A 22,034-nucleotide genomic window follows, 5' to 3' on the forward strand; every position below is an offset into this window, starting at 1 on the left:
GTTGAATGTTCGTACACGACGCCTCGACTCTGGCTCCTTCCTACGAACCCGGCCGATCCATGCGGTTCGTCGGCATAAAAAGGGCTTATTCCTTCGCCGGGCGCGACGCGATTCCGCGTCAATGGCGCGATTTCGCGTTCCATATCGGTGCCGTGCCGGGGCAGATCGGCGAAACCGTTTACGGGATCGCGCTGGATGCGGGGCGCGAAGACGGCTTCGATTATCTGACCGCGGTGGAGGTCGCCGCCGACGCGCGCCCGCCAGGGACGTTCGATTGCTTCGCCGCGGAGCCGGCCCGCTGCGCGGTTTTCCATCACGCGGGCAACGTCGCCTGGCTCGCCGACACATTGGACCGCATTCATCGCGACTGGGCGCCGCTCTTCGCCGGCCAGGGGCTGGAGGGCGTCTGGCTCATCGAGCGCTACGGCGCGCGCTTCGACCACAAAACGGGCGAGGGCGGCGTCGACATCCTGCTTCCCCTGAAATTCTGAATCGCTCCCTGAACGGAGGACCTCATGTCCGCTCATCCCGTCGTCTCCCGCGAAGAATGGCTCGAAGCGCGCCGCGTCCTGCTGGCGAAAGAAAAGGAATGGACCCGGCTTAAGGATCAGCTGCGCGCCGAGCGCATGCGCCTGCCGTGGGTCAAGGTCGAGAAAGAATATGTCTTCGACGGTCCGGAAGGCGAAGTCGCGCTCGCCGATCTCTTCGAAGGGCGCAGTCAGCTTTTCATCAAACATTTCATGATGGGTCCCGGTCAAGCCGGCCAGTGCGTCGGCTGCTCCTTCGAGGTCGATCACGCAGAGCCGATGCTTGTTCATCTCAGCAATCACGATGTCTCCTATGTGGTCGTCGCGCGCGCGCCGATCGAGGAAATCGAGGCCGTCCGCAAGCGAATGGGCTGGCGCGTGCGCTGGGTTTCGTCTTTTCGCAACACGTTCAACTACGACTTCAACGTCTCCTTCATGCCGGAGGAAATCGCAAAAAGCCGCGCCTTTTACAATTATCGCTATACGGATCGCGTGCTCGAAGACATGTCTGGAAACAGCGTCTTCTACAGGAGCGAGGCCGGCGAGATTTTTCATACCTATTCGACCTTCGGCCGCGGCGCGGAAGAGCTTTTAGGCGCGTATAACGTGCTCGATTTGACTCCAAAGGGCCGCAACGAGCCTGGCCCTTACAGGACGCTCGCCGACTGGGTGCGTCCGCGCGACAGGTACGGCGAGGGAGGCATGGTCGAGGCGAACGGGCGCTATCACGCGCCGGGCTGCGCCTGCGCGGTTCATCGATGAGACATGATCGGGCGAGAGGAGGCGGGTGATGTTGTGCTGCGCGCTGGGCGTTCTGATCGCCGCCAGCGCTGCGTTGTGGGCGCGCGCGAAGGGGCTCGCCCTTCTCGCGGCCGCGTTGGTTGCCTGCGCCGCGCTAGCGTTGGCGATGCTCGCGCATCATGCGTTCCGTCTGCAAACGGAAGAAAAAGCGCGTTTCGAGGCTTTCTTAATGAGCGCGTTGTGTCGCGGAAGCGGCCCCGCGCCATCGGAGGATGGACGATGAACGAAAAGTTGCGCCATAGCGGAGGAGCGCGCGGGGCTTCGACAAAATCCCGGTGGCTCTGGTCGGACTGTCCAGGGGCGGCGCCCGTCCGAGCCCGAAAGCCGGCTCAAAGCGGCTCGCGCCTGCGAGCGATTGCTAAGCGTTCATGATCCCGCTTAATCTTGCAAGCTTTGGAAAGGAAAGGCTCATGACATACGTAGACGGATTTATCCTGCCGGTGCCTGAGAAGAATCTCGACGCCTACAGGCAGATGGCCGAAACGGCCGGCAAGGTCTGGATGGACCACGGCGCGCTCGCTTATGTCGAGGCGGTCGCCGACGACGTGCCGGAAGGAAAAGTCACCGATTTCTATCGCGCCGTGAAGCGCGATGAAGGGGAGACGGTCGTCTTTTCCTATGTGGTCTACAGGTCGCGCGAGCACCGCGACGAGGTGATGAAGAAGGTGATGGAGGACCCGCGTCTGAAGATGGACCCCAAGTCCATGCCCTTCGATGGCATGCGGATGTTCTGGGGCGGGTTCAAGCCCATCGTCGAGATGTGAGGCTGATGACGCGCGACGCTGAAGTTTCGTCCGCTGGCGACCTGCCGAAGCTGGCGGCGCCGGCGCGTCGCGCCCTTGTTTCGGCGGGGCTGACGTCGCTTGATAAGCTTTCAAAAGCGAAGGGAAGGGATGTCGCGCGCCTGCACGGAATGGGCCCCAAGGCGATGGCTGCGCTCAAAACCGCGCTCGCGGCGCGCGGCCTTCGCTTTGCGAAAGAGTGAAGCCGGTCAGCGCTTCCTCGCAACGACTTCCTCGTAAGCTTTCTGAAGCCGCGCGAAGCCGGACGGCCCGCGCGGTTTCGGCGCGCCGAGATGGACGCTGCGCAATTCGTCCATCAGCCGCGCCCACAGCATCGGCCCGCCCCTTTCGAGAAGCTCCGCGCGGATCGCAAGCTCTTCCGTGACGGGCAGATATTTCCGCCCCCATGCGCCCATCTGGGCGAGGACCGGCAACAAGTCGATTCCTTTCTCCGTCAACGAATAGATCGCCTTCTGCTTGTGGCTCGGATCGCCCGCTTTGGCGATGATCCCCGCCGCCATGAGCGATTTCAGCCGGTCGGCGAGAATGTTCGAGGCGATCCCCTCCTCCGACTGCGTGAGGAGCTCGCGGAAACGCCGCCGCCCGCCGAACATCATGTCGCGGATGACGATCAGGCTCCATTTGTCGCCCAGCACCTCGAGCGTCAGGTTGATCGGGCAGCCTGATCGCCGCGTTTCGACCACATGCGCGTCCTTTCATAAACCGATTGCAATTTGAAATTGGTTCGGATAAAAGCGCAACTGATTGCAATATGCAATCAGTTGGATTCCGACCCCGGAAAGGACCGACCATGCGCCGGCTCGTCATGTGGAATATCGCGTCGCTCGACGGCTATCTCGAAGGTCCGGACCGGCACATCTCCTGGCGCGAGGAGATCTGGGAGCCGGAGCTCGAAGCCTGGTCGATCGAGCAGGGCGCTGATATCGGCGCCCTCTTGTTCGGGCGCGTCACTTATGAGCTGATGGCGGGCTACTGGCCTGACGCGCCGAAAAGCGAAGTGGCTGACTACATGAACGCGCTGCCGAAATACGTATTCTCACGGAAGCTGGAGAAGGCGGCGTGGAGCAACACGACCTTGCTCAAGGGCGCGCCGGCGGCGGAGGCCGCTAGGCTCAAGCAGGAGCCGGGAAAGGACCTGTTCGTGTTCGGCAGCGCCGATCTTTCGGCGCAGATCCTGCCGCTGTTCGACGAGATCCGCATCGGCGTCGCGCCGCTTCTGCTCGGCGGCGGAACGCCGCTGTTCAAGCCGGGCGCGGAAAAAACGAAGTTCGTTCTGCTCGAAGTGCGCACGCTTTCAACCGACGTTGCGCTCCTGCGTTACGCGCCTCGACCCTGACCCCTGGGAGAATCCGATGCCCCTTACGCTCTATTATCATCCGCTTTCACCATACTGCTGGAAGGCGCTGATCGCTTTTTATGAAGGCGATGTTCCTTTCACGCCGCGGGTCGTCGATCTTATGGACGAGACCGATGCGGCTGTTTTCTGATGTTGCGCCATGAGACGAGCGGTCTGACGAACCTTTGATGGAGATTTTGCAGCATGGCGAAGCTCGTCTTCGGAATGAACGTGTCTTTGGACGGCTATGTCGACCACGAAGAATTCGCGCCAGGTCCCGCGCTCTTTCGTCACTGGATAGAACACGTGCGCGGCCTGACCGGCAGCGTGTACGGCCGCCGCATGTACGAGATTATGCGTTATTGGGACGAAGACCGTGGCGAATGGAGTGCGGAGGAACGCGAGTTCGCGGCGGCGTGGCGGAGTCAGCCGAAATGGGTCGCATCGCGCACGTTGAAGTCGGCCGGCCCCAACGCCGCGCTCGTCGCGGATGACATCGAGGCGGTGATACGCAAATTGAAGGTTGAGCTCGCAGGCGAGATTGCAGTCGGCGGACCGGACCTGGCGCGAAGCCTGACCGATCTTGGCCTGATCGATGAGTATCGACTCTACTTCCACCCCGTCGTGCTTGGCCGCGGCAAGCCATTCTTCGCCAGCCCCAGGCCGCCGCTCCGCCTCGTGGCCAGCGATCCGATCGGCGAGGACGTGATCAGGTTGACCTACGTTCCTGCCTGATCGACCGCTCTGACGCGTCAGCCTGCCTTGGGGGGCGGCGCCGGAGATTCGAACCGAGTTGCTATCGCAGGCTAGGCGCCGTTGCTCGGGCTGCCCCCGTCGCGGTAAAGCGTCGCTTTTCACCAGGGAGAAGCCCGTGAGCGAAAAGGAACCCGGCGAGGGATCGACGCGGGTTGCGGCCTGTCCTTGCGGCGCGCTGCAGGTGACGGTTTCAGGCGCGCCCGTCCTCATTCACGCCTGCAGCTGCCTGGCCTGCCAGCGTCGGTCGGGATCGGCTTTTACCTATTCGGCGTTTTTTCCCGACGAGCAGGTGCTCGCCGTCGCCGGCGACAGCCGGGCCTGGCGGCGCACCGGCCATTCGGGCGGCCGTCACGAAAGCCATTTCTGTCCTGTTTGCGGCGTGGCGGTTTACGCCCGGCTCGACGCCGTTCCCGGCATGATCGCGGTGGCGGCGGGTTGTTTCGCCGAGCCTGATTTCATGCGCCCCTCCCGATTTTACTGGACCGAGACCCGCCATCGCTGGCTCGAACCGATCGTCGGAGTCGAGGATGCGTTGCGGCAATAGCCGCGCCGCGCGCTTGCGCTCGCCCGCCGACGCAAGGCAGGCTTCCCGCCTGAAACCATCAGGGAGGGGAGTTTCATGTACGCGCACGGCATGATCGCGCCGGTTCTGGCGCTCGTTCTCTGGTCGCTCGTCATATGGCTGTGGATGTACGCCACGCGCATCCCCGCGATGCAAAAGGCGAAGATCGCGCCGCAAACGGTCGCCGCGGCAGGTTCTCTGAAAGACAGGCTGCCGCTGAAGGTCGGTCAGATTGCGGATAATTACAATCATCTGATGGAGCAGCCGACGATCTTCTACGCGGCCGCGATCGCCGCGCATCTCGCCGGCGCGACGGATCCCGTCAATATTGGTCTCGCCTGGGCCTATGTGGCGCTGCGCGCGGTTCATTCGCTCGTGCAGTGCACGGTCAACATCGTCGTCGTGCGCTTTTCGATCTTCGTGCTGAGCACGTTGGCGCTCGGCGCTCTTGCGATCAGGACCGTTTTCGCCTTGTAGGCGCCGTCTCGCCGAGTACGGCGGCGAGCAGGCCTGGAAACAGCCTGTCTAGCTCCGCACGCCGCAGCTCGTTGATATGGCTCGGGCCTTCGGCGCGCGTGCGGACCACGCCCGCTTCGCGCAGCACCCGGAAATGATGCGACATGCTCGACTTCGGCCGTCCGCCGTCAAGTTCAGCGCATGTCGCCGGCCCGCCGTGCGCGAGCCGGCGCACCACGTCAAGCCGCATGGGATCGCTCAGCGCGTGAAGGACGCCCGTGAGCTCGATATCCTCTGGATCAGGATGTTTGAGTGGCCGCATGGCTTGACGTTTAGCACAGGCCGCCTATCTTTCGCTAGTTCGAAATTTATCGAACAATAGAAAATCTTACCGGATCATTAGCCGGTCGGCAGACGGTCCGCCGGCTGCGCCGCAGTCCCAGGAGAGGCTTCATGACGACGTTGTTCGATTCGTTCAGGCTGAAGGATGTCGCGCTCAGGAACCGCATCGTTGTCTCGCCTATGTGCCAGTATTCGGCCGAAGAAGGCGTCATCAACGAGTGGCATTACGCGCATCTGGCCGGGCTCGCCCGCGGCGGGTCGGGCCTCGTGATCGCCGAGGCGACGGCGGTTTCGCCGGAAGGGCGAATCACGCCCGGCTGCGCGGGGATATGGTCCGACGCTCAGGCCGAGGCGTTCGCGCCAGCCGTGCGCGCCATCAAGGCCGCCGGCGCTGTTCCCGGCCTTCAGGTCGCTCATGCGGGCCGCAAAGCGAGCGCCAACCGCCCGTGGGAAGGCGACGACCATATTCCCGAAGGCGACCCGCGCGGCTGGACGCCGATCGCGCCCTCGCCTGTCGCGCAGGGCGGCGGGCTTCATCGAATTCCGCGCGAGATGACGATAGACGATATCCGCCGCGTGCAGAGCGATTTCGCCGCCGCCGCCCGGCGCGCTCTCGAGGCAGGGTTCGAATGGCTGGAGTTGCATTTCGCGCACGGCTATCTCGCGCAGAGCTTTTTCTCCGTTCACGCCAATCGTCGAACCGACGAGTATGGAGGAAGTTTCGAAAACCGCATTCGCTTTCTCGTCGACACCTTCGCTGCGGTGCGCGAAGTCTGGCCGGAGAATCTTCCGCTTACGGCGCGGTTCGGCGTCATCGAGTTCGACGGGCGCGACGAGGAAACGCTCGCCGAGTCGATCGAGCTTATTCGACGGCTGAAGGAGCTCGGCCTTGATCTCATCGACGTCAGCATGGGCTTCACCGCACCTGAGGCGCGCATTCCCTGGGGGGCGGCGATGCTTGCGCCGATCGCCGCGCGCGTGCGCCGCGAGGCCGACCTCCCGACTGCGATATCATGGTTCATCAGCGATCCGGCGCAGGCCGACGCCCTAGTGCGAGACGGCGCGGTCGATCTCGTGATGCTGGGCCGGGCGCTGCTGGAGAACCCTCACTGGCCTTATGTGGCCGCGCGGGTCTTGCACAAAGAACGGCCCGCCTGGACCCTGCCGGCGCCGTATGCGCACTGGCTCGACCGCTACAGGGCGGCTTGAGCCGGACGCGCGCCGGCGCGCGAATAGCGCCGCCCTCGGGCGAGAGGGCGGCGCGTTTCGACGGGGGATAAGGGGACAATCCTCCGTAGGGGAGAGAAGTCGGACAGAACGCCTTGGGCCGTGGTTCCCGGGGGCTGGGGGCGATGAAAAACCGGAAGTCCGGTCCCGCCGCGTCTGTCCGACGCTGTCAATCTGACCGTCGATTGCGGCGCCAGCCGGGTTCAATTGCGGCCATTTCCGGGCGCGATTGCGTCGGCCCGGCGCCGACGGGATTTCTGAAGCGCAGGCGATGCGCTAGCGTGTCCTGGTCTTCGACTGCTAGGCCGAACGTCATGACTGCGCGCGACGTTCAGGCGCTGTGTGAGAAGGCTCTCGTCCATCACCGCGCCTTGCGCCATGGCGAGGGTCGGCCGTTGCTCGCGGAAGCGTCGCGGCGCGGTCATCCTGAAGCCGCCTATGGTTACGCCGTATGTCTCGCCCGCGGACTCGGCGGGCCTGTCGACAAGGCGGCGGCGGGCTGAAGCAGGATCCGGTGCGCCGCGCTCTCAGCGCCACCCTGGATTTCGATGAACAGGCTCTCGTATTGCACGCCGTCGAGCGGCGTATGGCGCATCTTGCAGGACTCGGCTGGGCGCGCGCGGAGCGCCTGAACGTCATCGTCTATCGCCCCGGCGAGGAATACAGGCCGCATGCGGATTTTTCAGTCCGAAAACGAATGCGCCCACCGCTCGCGAACTCGCTGCGGCCGGCCAGCGGGCGGCGCTCTGTTTGGCGCTCATCCATGACCGTTTCGAAGGCGGGGCGACGCGCTTCACGCGCGCCGGCGCGCGCTGGCGAGGCCGTCTCGGTGACGCGCTCGTGTTCCGGAACGTATTGGCCGACGGGCGTCCCGATCCGGCTGGCTGGCATGCGGGCGAGCCCGTGACGCGGGGCTGGAAAGGGATCGCGAGCCTGTGGCTGCGCGCCCGGCCCTTCGCCGGGTATGTCCAGCCGGATGGCCCGGCCTCGCCCGGCGCGGCGGAAACGTTATGAAGCAGGGGGTTGAAGCCGGCGGCGCGAAGCGGGAATATCAGGTTCGATGCTTGCGCAGGGAGAGTCCGAAAACGTCTCGCAGCGCGCGCCCCAGCGCGGGGGGGCGACGGTGTTCTCGCGCGCCGAGCTGTCGAAAATTTTCTCCATTTACGGCCAGTTCGTCGCCGCGGGCGAATGGCGCGACTACGCCATCGACCATCTCAGAGACGCCGCGGTCTTCAGCGTCTTCCGCCGCGCCTCGGAGATGCCGCTTTACCGGATCGAGAAACGCCCGAAACTCGCCGCCCGCCAGGGGGCATGGGTGGTGGTTTCGATGAGCGGCGCGATCCTCAAGCGCGGCCACGATCTCGCACAGGTGCTTCGCGTCTTCGACCGGAAGCGTTTGCGGCTTGCCGATTAGCCGCATTGAAACGCCTGTCCCGCGCGATTATGTGCGACGAGTCACGGCAAGGAATGAGACTTTCATGCGCGACGCCTGCGAGCGCGATCATGCCCGCCAAGCCGGGGGTGGCCAAGCGGTCACGGCCGCGCAAGCGACCCTGCACTGTCTTACGGGATGCGTGATCGGCGAGACGGCCGGTCTCGCCATCGGCGTGACCGTTGGGCTCGGCGTCTGGTCGACGATCGCGCTGGCCACGGGGCTTGCTTACGTCTCGGGCTTCGCCCTGGGCGTATTGCCGGTGATGCGGCGGGAGAAGACCGGGTTTCTTCAGGCCCTGCGGCTCATCTGGATCGGCGAGGCCGTTTCCATCGGCGTGATGGAGATCGCCATGAACGCCGTGGACTACGCCGTCGGGGGCATGCAGGCGGGTTCGGTTTTTGCGCCAGCCTTCTGGTATGGGCTTCTGGCGGCCGTTCCGGCGGGATTCCTCGCCGCCTGGCCGGTCAACTGGCTGCTGCTGCGCCGCGGCCTAAAGAAATGTCATTGACCGCGCAGGGCCGCCTGGGCGCAGGCCGGCCGGTCAATATTCGTTCTGCTGACCGAGGATCCGGCCGCCGTCGTCGCTGTTCGAGGCGCGCCCGCCGCACTGGAGATAACCCTGCCGCCATCCGGCGCGATAGGCGCGATCATTGTCGAAGAGATAAGCGTCGCGCGCGCGCTTAGTGGAAAAGCTCTTGTCTTCCTCGGTCGCCGTCACGCAGCCGTCGCCATAGCCGACCTGCCAGGTCGGCTCCTGGGAAAGGCGAAGCGCCTCCTGCGACGCGCAACCGGCGCCGAGAGCGGCGAATAAAACGACAAGGGCGGAAAGGCGCAACACCGTCACGGGCGATCTCTCCTGAGGGCGAAACAGGCGCGATGACGCCGGCGACCTTAGCAAAGGCCTTGCGGCAGGTCTCGGAAAAAGCCCGTCGTCGGCGCAATCCCCCGTTAACGGTGTCGCGGTTACAACGCTCTTAAAGGCGGTCGCGCGTCCAGTCCGCGCGCCCGAGACAGGCGGAACGCTGCGCGAGGTCGAATGGCGGGCACCGAGATATCGCCGCTCCACGGTGCGGGCATGGATGAATTCGAGCCGAGCGTCGCGCCGGAGGAGGCGGCCGCGGCGGCCTCGGGGCCGGAACGTTCGGCGAAAGCCGATATCGATCACGAAGCCGCCTCCGCGCGGGCGCTATTGGCGCGCAAGCTGGGCGACATCGTGGTGCTGCCGGCCGCGCGGGTTTCGGGCAACGAGCGCGCGCTCGCCGCCGACATTCTGATGCAGATCGTCGACAAGGTCGAAGAGGCGCTGCGCGTCGAGATCGCGCGCCGCCTTGCGCGCGTTCCGGAAACCCCGCCGGCCTTGATCCGGATGCTGCTCCTCGACGAACCGGCCGTGGCGCGTGAAATCCTGCAAGGCGCAGAGAATCTGCCGCAGGCGCTGCTGATCGAGGCGGCCCGATGCGGCCAGACGGCGCACCGGGAAATGATCGCCCGGCGCCATGACCTCACCACCGCGGTGGCGGACGTTCTCGTCGAGTTTCACGAACCGGAAATCACCAGGCTGCTTTTGCGGCGCGAGGAATTCATGCTGTCGCCAGGGGCGATCGACATTCTCGTCGCCCGCTCCGTCGCCGACCAGGAGCTCCAGACCCTGCTGTTGCGCCGTCGCGAGCTTGAACCCGCGCATGGTTTTCTCATGTTCTGGTGGGTGGACGCCGAGCGGCGTCGGCGGATCCTGTCGCGGTTCACGCTCGATCGTTCGATGGTTCAGGACGCGGTGCGCGATCTCTACCCGCGCGTGTTCCGTTCAGAAAATCCCGATCCCTTCGTGAAAGAGATCCTGATCATGCTCGAACGCCGGCACCGGCCGCGCGGGGTGGACGGCGAGACGGTTTCCATGGACATCGTGAAGAACACGCTCGCCGCCGCCCGACGCTATCCCGCGCAGGAAATGGTCCACGCGGTCTCGATGGTGGCGGGCGTTTCGCGCGAGCTGGCGGGCCGCATTCTGCGCGATCCGGGCGGCGAGCCTTACGCCGTCATGTGCAAGGCGCTAGGCGTGTCGCGCGATTCCTTTTTCGGCTTTCTGCAGGGCGACGATCCGGCGATCGAAGGCGCCATCACGCCGGCGCGCGCCGAAGAACTGATGGCGGTGTTCGATTCGATGGCGCGGGACTTCGCCCGCGCGATCCTTCGCTACTGGGACTGGGAAGGCAATCCCCGCATCGCGCGCATCACCCGTCTTTTGGGGCTTGAGCTGACGGACGAGGCCGCCTTCGTCTGAGGCGGCGCCTTACATCTTTATACGGATCGAATCAGGCGCCCCCGCTGCATCCTGTCGGCGCGGCATGCGCCGCCTATGGCGACGCGGCCTCTCATCCCGGTTCGGGCAAGCGCCTTAAACGCGCTTTAAGACGTACGCCCTATGATGATCATCGCGTCGGCGGCTTCCTTGCGTATTTAGGCGGCTTCCGGCGCGTTTCTTTTCATGCCGCTTCTTTCGCTCTTTCCGGGCCGGCGGGTCGGGCGATCGATCGCTCGCATTTTAGAAAAAATGCCGCGGCCGTTCTGTCGGGAATTTAAGAGAATTCGCCCAAAGCTTGCCGGCGGGGGCGCGAAGCCTCGGGCAGACAGGCCGAGGGGACGCCCGAAGACTTGTTCGGAGGACGCATGTTGGCGTCGATGCGTGTCATCGTATTCGCTTCGCAGAAGGGCGGATCGGGCAAGACCACCCTGTCCGGCCATATCGCCGTCGAAGCGCAAAGACAAGGGGCGGGGCCGGTCGCGCTGATCGACACCGACCCGCAAGGCTCTCTCGCCAAGTGGTGGAACGTGCGTCAGGATCCGGCGCCGGCTTTCATCCAGTCGGTGTTCTCGAACCTGTTTCAGGATCTCGACCGCGCGCGCGACGAGGGCTTCAAGCTCGTGGTCGTCGACACGCCGCCGGCGGTCACGCGCGCGATTTCGGAGGTCGTCTCCTTCGCCGACCTCGTCGTCGCGCCGACGCGGCCGAGCCCGCACGACATGCGGGCGGTCGGGCCGACCGTCGACATCGTCGAGGCGCGCGGCAAGCAGCTCGTCTTCGTCGTAAACGCCGCCACGCCGCGCGCGCGCATCACGCAGGAAGCCGCGATCGCGCTGTCCCAGCACGGCACCGTCGCGCCGGTGGTGATCCATCACCGCGTCGACTTCGCCGCCTCCATGATCGACGGCCGCACGGTGATGGAGATCGACCCTGTATGCCGCTCGGCGCAAGAGATCAGCGCGCTCTGGCGGTATCTGCATGAGCGTCTGATGCGCGCCGAAGGCGCTTATCGCCAGCCGGCCGATCCGGTGCTCGCCGCCATCAACGGCGGCCAGCCGCGTGTGTTCGGGAGGCGCGCGGCGCAATGACCTACGAATCCAACTCCCGCCGGAAAGGTCTTCCGGACTATGACGATTTCCAGTCCAGGCAGTCGGACGCCGGCAAGGACAAGGAAGGCAAGTTCGCGTCGCTGACCGCGGCGCTGCTCGCCCGCAAGGGCGAGGCCGAGCCGGCGCTCGAGCCGTTCGCCCACGCGCGCGTCGCCGCTTCGACGGCGCGGCAGATGGCGCCTGGCGAGACGCACGCGCTCGACCGCAAGGCCGCGCCTGTCGACCGGCCCGCCGCCCGCGCGCCGGCCGGCCATGCCCACCCCGCGCCGTTCGCGACCGCTGACGCGCGCAGCGAGGAGCCGAAGCGCTTCGCCGAGAACTGCCCGCGCGAGAGGATCGCGAAGAGCCCGAAACGGGCGGCGGTGACGTTCAGAATGTCCGTACATGATTTTCTGCGGCTCAAGCTCGCCTCCGCCGAGCTCGAACGGTCGAGCCAGGACATCATCATCGACGCCATCGAGGCCTACCTCAACGAGCAGGGCGTCGAGCGCCTCGACGACTGCAAATGCCTGCGCGAGGCCGGCGACATCTGCGCCAGCCGCAGCGAGGCGCGCGTGGCTTCAAGGGGCGACGAGCCGGCCGCGGAATAGGCCGGCGGGCTGGGCGGGGAGGAAGGGGCCCCGCGTTGAGAAAGCCGCTTCGACGCGCGCGATGCGTTATGGCGTCCTGCGGTTCTGTTCGAGAACGTCGCGAAAGCGGACCGCGCCTTGCCGATAACGTTCGCGGCCCGTTCCTGCATTTGCGCGCCGCGTCATGCGGAAAATCAGGCGGCGATGGCGCTCCAGCGGGCATGCGGCCCGCAGGTGCGGCACCGCGGCGCGCGAAATCGAGTCGCATTTCGTTGATTTCCGCGAAAAATCTGCGAGATTGCGCGGCGTCTTCAGCCGCCCGGCCCCGATTCGCGGCCGGCCCTGAGGCGTTCGACGTCTCCGAAGGCGGCAATCTCGATAGGATGGGCCGGCGTTGAACGGCCCGCACGTTGTCAGGCGCTGTCCTGCGAAAGGACGGCCGGGAACGGAACAGGGGCCGATGGGGCGCGTATTCATTCTGGGCCTGACGCTGGCGGCGATCTGGCTGCTGCTGTCCGGCTATTTCGACAAGCCGCTCCTTTTGGGTTTCGGCGTCGCATCGGTCGCGACGAGCCTGTATCTCGCCCGTCGCGCGGGCGTGGTCGACGAGGAAGGCGCGCCGTTCGGGCTGTTCCCGCGCATCCTGGGCTATTGGGCGTGGCTCGGCGGAGAGATCGCGAAAGCGAATCTGGCGGTGGCGCGCCGCGCTCTCGCGCTTGAGCCGAAGCTTTCTCCCCGCCTGATCCGCGTGCCCATGACGCAGCGCACCAACGCCGGACGGGCGACATTCGCCAACTCCATTACGCTCACCCCGGGCACAGTGTCGGTGGACCTGGAGCCCGACCGGATTCTCGTGCATGCGCTCGCCGACGAATTCGCCGACGAAGCCGGCATCGCCGCCATTGGCGCGCGCGTGGCGCAGGCGGAAGGCGCGGGGAGGCGCGCCGTCGTCGCGGAGGGCGCGCAATGACCATGTTCGCCGTCGCCGCCGCGGCTATCATCGCCGCCATGACTCTGGCCATCGTGCGCGCCGTCGCCGGCCCCACGCTGTATGATCGGGTGCTTGCGGGCAACTCCTTCGGCACCAAGACGGTGCTGCTCATCGGCGTCATGGGCTATTTGACGGGCCGGCCGGACTTCCTCGACATTGCGCTCCTCTATGCGCTGCTCAACTTCGCGGCGACGATCGCGATTTTGAAGTTCTTCCGCTACCGGACGCTGTCCGTCGCCATGACCGGCGCAGAGGCCGACAGGCCGCGCTTCGAGGAAGCCCCGGAAGAGGAGCGCGCGGCGCGATGACGGACGGTTTTCTCGATCTGGCGCTGGTCCGCGATCTGGCGTCCTGGGCCCTTTTTATCGTCGGCTCGGCGGGGGTGGCGATCGGCGCGGTGGGGATCGTGCGATTTCCCGATTTCTATACGCGCCTCCATGCGGCGGGCGTGACCGACACGGCCGGCGCCGAGCTCATCATTCTCGCCATGATGCTCCAGGCGCCGAACTGGCTTGTCGTCGCCAAGCTCGCTTTCATCGGCTTCTTTCTGTTCTTCACGAGTCCGGTGGCGACCCACGCCATTGCTCATGCGGCCTGGGTGAGCGGGCTGAAGCCCTTGCTCGGCCCTGAACTCAAGCGGGAGAGCGAATGATGTCGCCGCAGGAAGCGCCGGGGCTGACCGCGAATCTTCTGATCGATCTGTCGCTGCTGACCTTGCTGGTGTTCGTCGCCCTTGCGATGCTCCGCTCGCGGCACCTGTTTGCGGTGGTGATGCTGTCCGGCGTCTATTCGCTCCTTTCCGCGTCGTTTTTCGTTTCGCTCGATGCGGTGGACGTCGCCTTCACCGAGGCCGCCGTCGGCGCCGGGATTTCGACCGTGCTGATGCTCGCCGGGATGCTTCTTACGGCGCGGCGCGAGAAGCCTGCGCGGCCGCGCCGCGCGCCTGTGGCGCTTCTGGCGGTGGCGGCGGTCGGGACGGCTCTCATCTATGCCAGCCTCGACATGCCGGCTTTCGGCGATCCCGATTCGCCGGCCAACGCCGGGGTGGGGCGCGATTATCTCGAGCGTACGCCCAAGGAGATCGCCGTGCCCAATGTCGTGACCGCCGTTCTGGCCAGCTATCGGGGCTTCGATACGCTGGGCGAGGTGATGGTGATCTTCACCGCCGGCGTCGCGGTGATCCTGTTGCTCGGAGCGGGAAGCGCGCGCGGCGGCCGCGCCGTCACGGACGCTGAGGAGGACGCCTGAAATGCCGCATCTGATCCTCCGCGTCACCACGAAAATGTTCTTCGCGCCGATCCTGCTGTTCGCGCTTTATGTGCAGTTTCACGGCGACTATGGGCCCGGCGGCGGCTTTCAGGCGGGCGTCATCTTCGCCGTCGCGTTCATTCTTCACGCGCTCTGCTTCGGTCTCGAGGAAACGAAGAAAGCGCTGCCGCAACGCGCTCTCACGATCGCGATGGCGCTCGGCGTCATGTTCTACGCCGGAACCGGTCTTGCGACGATGCTGCTTGGCGGCAATTTCCTCGGCTATGACGCGCTGGCGCCGCATTCGACCCATCACGAGGGCCAGCATTACGGCATCCTGCTCGTCGAATTCGGGGTAGGGCTGGCGGTCGCCTCGACCATGCTCACGGTCTTCTATCACTTCGCCGGGCGCGAGCCGGAAATCGACCCTGAGGATTGGTGAGCCGCGTCATGATCGATCTCGCCTTCATCGCCGAACGATACAACTACTGGATCTTCATCGTGCTGATGATGATCGGAGTTTATATCGTCATCAGCCGCGGCAACCTCGTGAAGAAGATCGTCGGGCTGAACATCTTTCAGACCTCGGTGTTCATTTATTACATCTCCATCGGCAAGGTCGCCGGCGGCACGGCGCCGATTCTGCCCGCCGCCTATGAGAGCGGCCATGAAGGGAAGGGCGCGCGCGCATCCGCCGCGCATGGGGAAAGCGCGCCCGCGCCCGGCGCGGCCTCCGGCGAAAGTCTTCACGCCGCGCCTCAGTCCGCGCCTGAGGCGCTTCCCGCCAACGATCTGGCCTCAGCCGTCGCGCAAACGCCTCAGGGCGCGGGGCCGTCCGGCGAGGCCGGCCTGCACGCGGCGCCGGGCGAGGCCGCCAATCCGCTTCTCGCGCCGCCCGACGGCGCCGGCGATGCGGCTTCCGCCCTGGGCGAGGCGGCGCACAAGGCTGCGGAAATCGTCTATTCGAATCCGCTGCCGCATGTTCTCATTCTCACCGCGATCGTCGTCGGCGTGGCGACGACGGCCGTCGGGCTCGCGCTCGCGGTGCGCATTCGCGAAGCCTACGGCACTATCGAGGAGGACGAGCTCGAAGCCGCCGACGACATTGCGGAGTTCGGCGCCGCGTTCGGCGAAAAGGCCGAGGGAGCGCGCGCATGAATCTGATGGCGCAGCTCCCCGTTCTGCCCGTTGTCATTCCTTTCGTCGCGGGCGCGCTGGCGCTTCTGCTGCCGAAGGGCAGGGCGCCCTGGGCGTGGGCGACATTCGTCAGTTGGCTGAGCTTTCTCGCAAGCGCGCTGTTGCTGCGGGAGGTGGCGGCGACGGGCCCGGTCTCCTATCATCTCGGCGACTGGCCGCCGCCGTGGGGCATCGAATATCGCATCGATCTGGCAAACGCGATCGTGCTGGCGCTGGTCTCCGGGATCGCCGCGGCGGTCGCGCCGTTCGCCTACGAAAGCGTGCGCGCCGAGATCGACGAACGCCAGTCTCCCTATTTCTACGCCGCGTTCTTGATCTGCGTCAGCGGCCTTTTGGGCGTGACGGCGACGGGAGACGCCTTCAACATCTTCGTCTTCCTGGAGATCTCATCGCTGTCGACTTACGCGCTCGTCGCCATGGGCGGACGCCAGGACCGGCGCGCGCTTACGGCGGCCTTCACCTATCTCGTGATGGGCACGCTGGGCGCGACTTTCTTCGTGATCGGCGTGGGGCTTCTTTACCATGCGACGGGCACGCTCAATCTCGCCGACCTTCATTTGAAGCTAGCCGGCCAGCACAATCGGGTGGTGGAGGCCGGCTTCGCGTTCATTCTCGTCGGGATCGGGCTCAAGCTCGCCATGTTTCCGATGCATTTGTGGCTGCCCAACGCCTACGCCTACGCGCCGTCGGCGGTCTCGGCTTTCCTCGCCGCGACCGCGACGAAAGTGGCCGTCTATGTGCTCGTGCGCTTCTTCTATTCGGTTTTCGGGCTCGACTTCGCATTTCTCGGCGATGCGCTGACCTACGTCCTCTTGCCGCTCGGCGTCGCCGGCATGTTCGTGGCGTCGCTGATCGCCGTCTTTCAGCACGACGTGAAGCGGATGCTCGCCTATTCTTCGGTCGGCCAGATCGGCTACATGCTTTTGGGGCTGTCCTTCGGCACGCGCGAGGGACTGGCGGCCGCGCTCATCCATCTCGTCAATCACGGCCTGATGAAGGGCGCGCTGTTTCTCGCCGTCGCCTGCGTCGTGTATCGCCTTGGCGATCACCGCTGCGCCGCTTTCTCAGGACTCGCGCGGCGGATGCCCGTGACGACTTGGGCGTTCGTATTGTCAGGCCTGTCGCTGATCGGCGTTCCGGGCACGGTCGGCTTCGTCTCGAAGTGGTATCTTCTGGAGGCGAGCTTCGCAGCCGGCCACGCCTGGGCGGCCTTCATGATCGTCGCCTCCTCGCTGATCGCCGTGCTCTATGTGGGCCGCGTCGTCGAACTCATGCTGCTGCGCGAGCCGCCGGAGCAGGGCCCGCTTTCCGAACCCGTCAAGGAAGCGCCGTTGTCGATGCTGATTCCCATGTGGGCGCTGGTCGCCGCAAACCTCTATTTCGGTCTTCGCACGGAGTTCACGGCCGGTTTCGCCGAACAGGCGGCGGCGGCGTTGATGACCGTTTCGGGAGGACGCTGACATGATCTCTCCCGAGCTCGCGCTGCCGCTGTCGCTGGCCTTTCCGCTCGTCGGCTTCGTCGCGATCTGGCTGCTGGACAAGCGGCCGAACTGGCGCGAAGCCGCGACGCTTGCCACGGCCGTCGTTCTGCTCGCGCTGGCGATCGTCGTGTTTCAGGCTGTCGGCGCCGGGGCGCGCCCCGCATACGTCCTGTTCGAGGTCGTCAGCGGACTGCCGATCGCCTTCGAGGCCGAACCCCTGGGCGCGATGTTCGGCCTCGTCGCGTCCGGCCTCTGGCTCGTCAACTCGCTTTACTCCATCGGCTATATGCGCGGGCATGGCGAGAAGCACCAGACGCGCTTCTATATGTGCTTCGCGATCGCCATCGCCGCGGCGATGGGCGTGGCCTATGCTGCAAATCTGTTCACGCTCTTCATCTTCTACGAAGTCCTGACGCTTTCGACCTATCCCCTCGTCACGCACAAGGGCGACGCCAAGGCCCGCCACGGGGGGCGCGTCTATCTCGGCGTCCTGATGGCCACGTCCATCGGCCTGCTGCTGCCGGCGATCGCGTGGACTTACGCGATCGCCGGCTCGACCGATTTCGCCCCAGGAGGACTGTTGAGCGCGCACGCCGAAGCGGCGCGGCCCGTGCTCGGCCTGTTGCTCGCGCTGTACGCCTTCGGCGTGGGCAAGGCCGCGCTGATGCCGGTTCATCCCTGGCTGCCCAACGCCATGGTGGCGCCGACGCCGGTGTCGGCCTTTCTGCACGCCGTGGCGGTGGTCAAGGCCGGCGTCTTCTCCATTCTCAAGATCGTGGTTTACGTCTTCGGCGTGGATTTCCTGCATGAGACGGGCGCGAGCGCGCCGTTCGTGTGGATAGCCGGCGGGTCGATCCTGCTCGCCTCGGCCATCGCGATGCACAAAGACAATCTGAAGGCGCGCCTCGCCTATTCGACGGTCTCGCAGCTTTCCTACGTGACTCTGGGCGCGATGCTCGCGGTTTCGGCGGGCGTGATGGGCGGGGCGCTGCAGATCGCCGCCCACGCGCTCGGCAAGATGACGCTCTTCATGTGCGCCGGCGCGATCATGGTGGCCGCGCACAAGGAGAAGGTTTCCGAATTGCGCGGCCTCGGGCGAACCATGCCGATCACGTTCGTCTGCTTTTTCATCGGCGCGGTGTCGATCGTGGGCGTGCCGCCGCTCGCCGGCTCCTGGCCGAAATTCTTTCTGATGCTGGGCGCGGCGGATGCGGGGCAGATCGCGATGATCGGCGTGCTGATGCTGTCGTCGCTCCTGAACGTGGTCTATCTGCTCTCCATTCCCGCGGTGGCGTTTCTGAAACCCGCGAAGGGCGCGGACGCGCCCCTTGAGAAGGAATGGTACGCAGGCCCGCTCTATGACGGCAGGAACGCCCTGCCGCGCGATCCTGTCAAGGAGGCGCCGCCGTTCTGTCTGATTCCCATTATTCTTACGGCGACGGGCGCGATTGTTCTGTTTTTCTTCTCAGGCGCTCTTTACGACTATCTTCTTCCGCTTACGGAGACTGGGCGATGAACGATCCGCGATCGGAGGAGGCGCTGCAGCGCGGCGCCGCCGAGGAAAAGAAATATTGGCTCGACGATCCCCGCAATGTCGACAAGATCTGGTACGGCCTGATCGGCATATGCGCGCTGCTGCTCGTCGCCGATTTTGTTGTCGAGAAGCATCCCTATTTCGAACTGGAGAACGCGCCAAACTTTTACGGCTTTTACGGATTCGTCGCCTGTTTTCTGCTCGTCGTCGCGGCCGCGCAGCTGCGCAAGGTGCTGATGCGCGACGAAGATTACTATCAGCGCCTGGATGCGGAATATGAAGCGCGCGCCGAAAACGAACGCGACGAGGGGAGCGCGCATTGATGGGCGAGTTCTCACCGGCGCTGATCGTTCTCCTGGGCGGCCTTCTGGCGCCGCTGGTTCGCGGCGGGCTCTTGCGCAATGTCTTCATGCTGGCGCTGCCGGCTTTGGCGGGCGCGCAGCTTTTCGCGTTCGGGCTCGGGGAATACGGAAACTATGAGCTGTTCGGCCATACGCTCACGCTGACGCGCATTGACGGACTCAGCCGGATGTTCGCGACGGTCTTTCTGATCGCAATCGCGCTCAACGTCGTTTACGCTTGGCATGTTCGCGACCGGCTGCAGCAAAGCGCCGCCCTGATTTATCCGGGCTCGGCGCTGGGCGCGGTGCTCGCCGGCGATCTGGTGACGCTCTTCGTCTTCTGGGAGCTTGCCGCGATCACGTCGGTGTTTCTCATCTGGGCGAGCCGAAACCGGCGCGCCTTCTACGCCGGGATGCGCTATCTCGTCTGGCAGATCGCCTCCGGCGTGCTCCTGTTGGCGGGCGTGGTCTTTTACTATCGCGCGACCGGTTCGCTCGAATTCGGACATTTTCTGGACAGCGGGCTTTCGCTGACCCACCCGGCTCTTCTGTGCATTTTTCTCGCTTTCGGGATCAAGAGCGCCTTTCCGCTGCTTCACAACTGGGTGCAGGACTCTTACCCGGAATCTACCGTCACCGGCACAATTGTGCTTTCCATCTTCACTACGAAGATGGCCGTCGCCTCCCTCGCGCGCGGCTTTGCGGGCGTCGAGGCGCTCGTTTATATCGGGGCGGCGATGACGGCGTTTCCGATCTTCTTCGCCGTCATCGAAAACGATCTGCGGCGGGTTCTGACCTACTCGCTCAACAACCAGGTCGGCTTCATGGTGGTCGGCGTCGGAGTCGGCACGCCGCTCGCGCTGAACGGGGCGGCTTCCTACGCCTTCTGCAACATCCTGTTCGAGGGCCTTTTGTTCATGGCGATGGGCGCCGTGCTCTATCGCACGGGCACGATTAAGGGCTCGGAGCTTGGCGGGCTTTACAAGACCATGCCGTGGACGACCTTTTTCTGCCTGATCGGCGCGGCCTCTATCTCTGCCTTCCCGCTTTTCTCCGGCTTCGTGACCAAGGGGCTCATCATCAGCGGCGCTGCGAAAGAGCATTATTTCTGGGTGTGGCTGACGCTGCTCTTCGCCGCCGCGGGTGTGTTCCATCATTCAGGGATCAAGATTCCCTATTTCGCCTTTTTCGCCCATGACAGCGGCAAGCGCCCCAAAGAGGCGCCGCTGCATATGCTGATTGCAATGGGCGTTTCGGCGGCCCTGTGCGTAGGCATCGGCGTGGCGCAGCTTTTCACCGGGCCGGCCGGCGATCCGCTTTACGCGCTGATGCCTTTCGAAGTGAAGATTGAGGACGCGCATTCGCCCTATATCGCCTACACTGCGCCGCACATTCTCGTGCAGCTTCAGATTCTGTTTTTCTCCGGCCTCGCCTTCGCGGTGCTGCAAAAGACCGGCCTTTATCCGCCTGAGCTGAAGTCGACCAATCTCGATTCCGACTGGTTCTATCGCGTTCCCGGCCGGGCGCTGCTGTCGTGGACGGCGGGGGCGACGCGCGCGCTATGGCGGCTTTCCTGGCGGCTTTTCACGGGTCGGGTGGAGCGCGCGATGGAGCGGATCTACGCCGTACACGGACCGGAAGGACGCCTGGCGCGAACCTGGCCGGTGGGCTCGATGGCGCTATGGACGGCGGTCGTGCTCGGCGCGGCGCTCGCTCTCGCATTCATCGCATGAGCGCGCCGCGTTTCGCCTTTGGATTGCATTAATCTTAAACGCTCACTGCTGATCAACAAAAAGGTGGAAACTTATCCCCGGCCTCCGCGCGCCCCGTACAGTCGGGCACGGCCGATCGGTTCCGTCCGGAACGTGTTGCGTGGAGCCCAAAATGAAACAGACTTTCCGTCCGCAGGAGGGCGGCGCCTCCGAGCTCAGCCGGTTGATCGCCCGCGACGCGATGGAGATCGCCGCCGTCGCCTGCAGCGTGCGCCTCGACGATCTTCTCGCCCGCTGCCGCAATCGCGCCAATGTCTCCTTCGCCCGTCAGATCGCCATGTATCTCTGCCACGTGGTCGGGCAAATGCCGATGGGCGAGATCTCCCATGCCTTCGAGCGCGACCGCACCACGGTGAGCTACGCCTGCCATACGATCGAGGATCGCCGCGACAGCCCCATTTTCGACCGGCAGCTTGAGCTTCTGGAAGCCGAAATGCGCCGGCGGATCGCGGTCATCTATGCGCGCTGCGACACGCCGGGCTGTTTCAGTCCGCAGCGCCGGCGGCTCGCCCGCCGCGGCCGCGCCCGTCGCCGCCGGCAGGAAGGCGCGCCCGAGGCGGCTATCGTTTTTCCGCTGCGATCTCGTTGATGCGCTTGATCATGGAGACGAGGCCGTTCGAGCGCTGGGGCGTCAGATGGCCTTCAAGGTCGAGTGGCGCGAGCGCGGCGCGCGCGTCCACGGCGAGGATCTCCTCGGGCGTCTTGCCCGCATAAAGCGCGAACAGCACCGCAATAAGGCCCTTGACGATATGGGCGTCGGAATCGCCGTCGAAGGCGAGCGTCTTACGACCGTTTTCGGCCTCCTCGCGGGCGCGAAACCACACCTGGCTGGCGCAGCCCCTGACCTTGTGCGCCTCGTCGCGGAACTCTTCCGGATAAGGGGGCAGGGCGCGGCCGAGGTCGATCAGGTACTTGTACCGGTCGTCCCAGTCGTCGAGAAATTTAAAGTCGGCGACGATGTCATCGAAACGGGGCATGTCCTTCACATATGCGCAGGAAGGAGCCGGAGCAATGCCTTCGCTTCGGGTCAGGCGCCGCCTTCGAGCTCCCGTATCGCTCTGACGAGCCAGCGACGATGTTTCTCTAGTTTTTCGACGAGATCCGGCTCGCCAGGCGACGCCATAACTTGGTCAAGCCACACCGACAGCGCCTGCTCCTGCGATATCAGCCACAGGATGATCGAACGCCTTTCGTTGTAGCAGGTCATGAAGGCGATCCTTTCGCTCGGTCGCGCCCGCCTCAGAA

General features: G+C 65.0%; 32 protein-coding genes. 27 read left to right on the forward strand and 5 right to left on the reverse strand.

All coding sequences use genetic code 11. The annotated features are described in order from the left end of the window. The first annotated feature begins 5 nt into the window (after positions 1 to 5). The 3 genes from CHB64_RS13520 (at position 6) to CHB64_RS13535 (ending at position 2,092) form a co-directional block, all read left to right on the forward strand. On the forward strand, positions 6 to 491 hold the full coding sequence (locus tag CHB64_RS13520; RefSeq protein WP_089413154.1) for a GyrI-like domain-containing protein: 486 nt from the start codon (positions 6 to 8) through the stop codon (positions 489 to 491). 24 nt (positions 492 to 515) lie between these two features. Further along, a complete protein-coding gene (locus CHB64_RS13525; RefSeq protein WP_089413155.1) occupies positions 516 to 1,289 on the forward strand; it encodes a DUF899 domain-containing protein in 774 nt (257 codons plus the stop codon). A 449-nt stretch (positions 1,290 to 1,738) separates the two neighbouring features. Continuing rightward, a complete protein-coding gene (locus tag CHB64_RS13535; RefSeq protein WP_089413157.1) occupies positions 1,739 to 2,092 on the forward strand; it encodes a DUF1428 domain-containing protein in 354 nt (117 codons plus the stop codon). Positions 2,093 to 2,319: 227 nt separating this feature from the next. Here CHB64_RS13535 and CHB64_RS13545 read toward each other — a convergent pair whose 3' ends face one another. Further along, positions 2,320 to 2,814: a winged helix-turn-helix transcriptional regulator gene (locus CHB64_RS13545; protein ID WP_089413159.1), complete on the reverse strand. Its 495-nt coding sequence runs from the start codon at positions 2,812 to 2,814 to the stop codon at positions 2,320 to 2,322. A gap of 107 nt (positions 2,815 to 2,921) precedes the next feature. Here CHB64_RS13545 and CHB64_RS13550 point away from each other — a divergent pair, with 107 nt between their 5' ends. From CHB64_RS13550 to CHB64_RS13565, 5 genes are all read left to right on the forward strand, one after another. Then, the gene (locus CHB64_RS13550) at positions 2,922 to 3,467 is read left to right on the forward strand and encodes a dihydrofolate reductase family protein (protein ID WP_089413160.1); all 546 of its coding nucleotides are present in this window, start codon (positions 2,922 to 2,924) and stop codon (positions 3,465 to 3,467) included. A gap of 16 nt (positions 3,468 to 3,483) precedes the next feature. Continuing rightward, positions 3,484 to 3,618 (forward strand): glutathione S-transferase N-terminal domain-containing protein, encoded by a 135-nt coding sequence (locus tag CHB64_RS15140; RefSeq protein ID WP_183233974.1) that lies wholly within the window; start codon positions 3,484 to 3,486, stop codon positions 3,616 to 3,618. Between the two features lie 53 nt (positions 3,619 to 3,671). Next, positions 3,672 to 4,202 carry a dihydrofolate reductase family protein gene (locus CHB64_RS13555; RefSeq protein WP_089413161.1) on the forward strand — a complete coding sequence of 177 codons (531 nt, stop codon included), beginning with the start codon at positions 3,672 to 3,674 and terminating at the stop codon, positions 4,200 to 4,202. A gap of 136 nt (positions 4,203 to 4,338) precedes the next feature. Continuing rightward, positions 4,339 to 4,767, forward strand: coding sequence for a GFA family protein (locus tag CHB64_RS13560; protein ID WP_159462509.1), 429 nt, complete (start codon positions 4,339 to 4,341; stop codon positions 4,765 to 4,767). Between the two features lie 75 nt (positions 4,768 to 4,842). Then, entirely contained in the window at positions 4,843 to 5,262 is a 420-nt protein-coding gene (locus tag CHB64_RS13565) for an MAPEG family protein (RefSeq protein ID WP_089413163.1), read from the forward strand. On the opposite strand, the gene CHB64_RS13570 is transcribed toward CHB64_RS13565, so the two are convergent. Then, the gene (locus tag CHB64_RS13570; protein ID WP_089413164.1) at positions 5,240 to 5,563 is read right to left on the reverse strand and encodes an ArsR/SmtB family transcription factor; all 324 of its coding nucleotides are present in this window, start codon (positions 5,561 to 5,563) and stop codon (positions 5,240 to 5,242) included. The two genes, CHB64_RS13565 and CHB64_RS13570, sit on opposite strands and share 23 nt — an antisense overlap. Positions 5,564 to 5,694: 131 nt before the next feature. On the opposite strand from CHB64_RS13570, the gene CHB64_RS13575 reads away from it, so the two are divergent. The 5 genes from CHB64_RS13575 (at position 5,695) to CHB64_RS13595 (ending at position 8,753) form a co-directional block, all read left to right on the forward strand. Further along, a complete protein-coding gene (locus tag CHB64_RS13575; RefSeq protein WP_089413165.1) occupies positions 5,695 to 6,792 on the forward strand; it encodes an NADH:flavin oxidoreductase/NADH oxidase in 1,098 nt (365 codons plus the stop codon). A gap of 332 nt (positions 6,793 to 7,124) precedes the next feature. After that, positions 7,125 to 7,313 (forward strand): hypothetical protein, encoded by a 189-nt coding sequence (locus tag CHB64_RS15145; RefSeq protein ID WP_143266026.1) that lies wholly within the window; start codon positions 7,125 to 7,127, stop codon positions 7,311 to 7,313. A gap of 247 nt (positions 7,314 to 7,560) precedes the next feature. Then, complete coding sequence (locus CHB64_RS13585; RefSeq protein ID WP_089413167.1) at positions 7,561 to 7,824, forward strand: 2OG-Fe(II) oxygenase family protein; 264 nt, start codon at positions 7,561 to 7,563, stop codon at positions 7,822 to 7,824. Between the two features lie 46 nt (positions 7,825 to 7,870). Next, positions 7,871 to 8,224 (forward strand): DUF2794 domain-containing protein, encoded by a 354-nt coding sequence (locus CHB64_RS13590; RefSeq protein WP_089413168.1) that lies wholly within the window; start codon positions 7,871 to 7,873, stop codon positions 8,222 to 8,224. Between the two features lie 64 nt (positions 8,225 to 8,288). Beyond that, complete coding sequence (locus tag CHB64_RS13595) at positions 8,289 to 8,753, forward strand: DUF4396 domain-containing protein (RefSeq protein WP_089413169.1); 465 nt, start codon at positions 8,289 to 8,291, stop codon at positions 8,751 to 8,753. Positions 8,754 to 8,786: 33 nt separating this feature from the next. Here CHB64_RS13595 and CHB64_RS13600 read toward each other — a convergent pair whose 3' ends face one another. Next, positions 8,787 to 9,089, reverse strand: coding sequence for a hypothetical protein (locus CHB64_RS13600; protein ID WP_089413170.1), 303 nt, complete (start codon positions 9,087 to 9,089; stop codon positions 8,787 to 8,789). A gap of 192 nt (positions 9,090 to 9,281) precedes the next feature. Between CHB64_RS13600 and CHB64_RS13605 the strand changes: the two genes are divergently transcribed. From CHB64_RS13605 to CHB64_RS13675, 14 genes are all read left to right on the forward strand, one after another. After that, entirely contained in the window at positions 9,282 to 10,526 is a 1,245-nt protein-coding gene (locus CHB64_RS13605) for a DUF2336 domain-containing protein (protein ID WP_089413171.1), read from the forward strand. Between the two features lie 398 nt (positions 10,527 to 10,924). After that, the gene (locus CHB64_RS13610; protein WP_089413250.1) at positions 10,925 to 11,635 is read left to right on the forward strand and encodes a ParA family protein; all 711 of its coding nucleotides are present in this window, start codon (positions 10,925 to 10,927) and stop codon (positions 11,633 to 11,635) included. After that, entirely contained in the window at positions 11,632 to 12,246 is a 615-nt protein-coding gene (locus tag CHB64_RS13615; RefSeq protein ID WP_089413172.1) for a hypothetical protein, read from the forward strand. Before CHB64_RS13610 ends, CHB64_RS13615 begins: the two co-directional genes overlap by 4 nt. 439 nt (positions 12,247 to 12,685) lie before the next feature. Further along, positions 12,686 to 13,195: a Na+/H+ antiporter subunit E gene (locus tag CHB64_RS13625; protein ID WP_089413174.1), complete on the forward strand. Its 510-nt coding sequence runs from the start codon at positions 12,686 to 12,688 to the stop codon at positions 13,193 to 13,195. A 2-nt stretch (positions 13,196 to 13,197) separates the two neighbouring features. Further along, complete coding sequence (locus CHB64_RS13630; protein ID WP_089413175.1) at positions 13,198 to 13,524, forward strand: monovalent cation/H+ antiporter complex subunit F; 327 nt, start codon at positions 13,198 to 13,200, stop codon at positions 13,522 to 13,524. Next, positions 13,521 to 13,868 (forward strand): monovalent cation/H(+) antiporter subunit G, encoded by a 348-nt coding sequence (gene mnhG, locus CHB64_RS13635; protein ID WP_089413176.1) that lies wholly within the window; start codon positions 13,521 to 13,523, stop codon positions 13,866 to 13,868. The genes CHB64_RS13630 and mnhG overlap by 4 nt, the downstream gene beginning before the upstream one ends. Further along, positions 13,865 to 14,464, forward strand: a complete 600-nt coding sequence (locus CHB64_RS13640) for a DUF4040 domain-containing protein (RefSeq protein ID WP_234993367.1) — start codon at positions 13,865 to 13,867, stop codon at positions 14,462 to 14,464. Before mnhG ends, CHB64_RS13640 begins: the two co-directional genes overlap by 4 nt. Before the next feature lies 1 nt (position 14,465). Beyond that, positions 14,466 to 14,906: a Na(+)/H(+) antiporter subunit B gene (locus CHB64_RS13645; RefSeq protein WP_089413177.1), complete on the forward strand. Its 441-nt coding sequence runs from the start codon at positions 14,466 to 14,468 to the stop codon at positions 14,904 to 14,906. A gap of 8 nt (positions 14,907 to 14,914) precedes the next feature. Beyond that, entirely contained in the window at positions 14,915 to 15,622 is a 708-nt protein-coding gene (locus tag CHB64_RS13650) for a sodium:proton antiporter (RefSeq protein ID WP_183233976.1), read from the forward strand. Further along, a complete protein-coding gene (locus tag CHB64_RS13655; RefSeq protein WP_089413178.1) occupies positions 15,619 to 17,121 on the forward strand; it encodes a monovalent cation/H+ antiporter subunit D family protein in 1,503 nt (500 codons plus the stop codon). Before CHB64_RS13650 ends, CHB64_RS13655 begins: the two co-directional genes overlap by 4 nt. 1 nt (position 17,122) lies before the next feature. Next, complete coding sequence (locus tag CHB64_RS13660) at positions 17,123 to 18,658, forward strand: proton-conducting transporter transmembrane domain-containing protein (RefSeq protein ID WP_183233985.1); 1,536 nt, start codon at positions 17,123 to 17,125, stop codon at positions 18,656 to 18,658. Further along, a complete protein-coding gene (locus CHB64_RS13665) occupies positions 18,655 to 18,999 on the forward strand; it encodes a hypothetical protein (RefSeq protein ID WP_183233987.1) in 345 nt (114 codons plus the stop codon). The genes CHB64_RS13660 and CHB64_RS13665 overlap by 4 nt, the downstream gene beginning before the upstream one ends. Then, entirely contained in the window at positions 18,999 to 20,750 is a 1,752-nt protein-coding gene (locus CHB64_RS13670) for a Na(+)/H(+) antiporter subunit D (protein WP_089413179.1), read from the forward strand. Before CHB64_RS13665 ends, CHB64_RS13670 begins: the two co-directional genes overlap by 1 nt. 151 nt (positions 20,751 to 20,901) lie before the next feature. Next, positions 20,902 to 21,378: a helix-turn-helix domain-containing protein gene (locus CHB64_RS13675; RefSeq protein WP_089413180.1), complete on the forward strand. Its 477-nt coding sequence runs from the start codon at positions 20,902 to 20,904 to the stop codon at positions 21,376 to 21,378. Here CHB64_RS13675 and CHB64_RS13680 read toward each other — a convergent pair. Further along, complete coding sequence (locus tag CHB64_RS13680) at positions 21,350 to 21,766, reverse strand: SufE family protein (protein ID WP_089413181.1); 417 nt, start codon at positions 21,764 to 21,766, stop codon at positions 21,350 to 21,352. The genes CHB64_RS13675 and CHB64_RS13680 overlap by 29 nt on opposite strands. A gap of 50 nt (positions 21,767 to 21,816) precedes the next feature. After that, a complete protein-coding gene (locus CHB64_RS13685; protein ID WP_089413182.1) occupies positions 21,817 to 21,996 on the reverse strand; it encodes a hypothetical protein in 180 nt (59 codons plus the stop codon). Positions 21,997 to 22,034: the final 38 nt, after the last annotated feature.

It is taken from the genome of Amphiplicatus metriothermophilus, from assembly GCF_900199215.1.
GTDB classification, from domain to species: Bacteria; Pseudomonadota; Alphaproteobacteria; order Caulobacterales; family Parvularculaceae; genus Amphiplicatus; species Amphiplicatus metriothermophilus.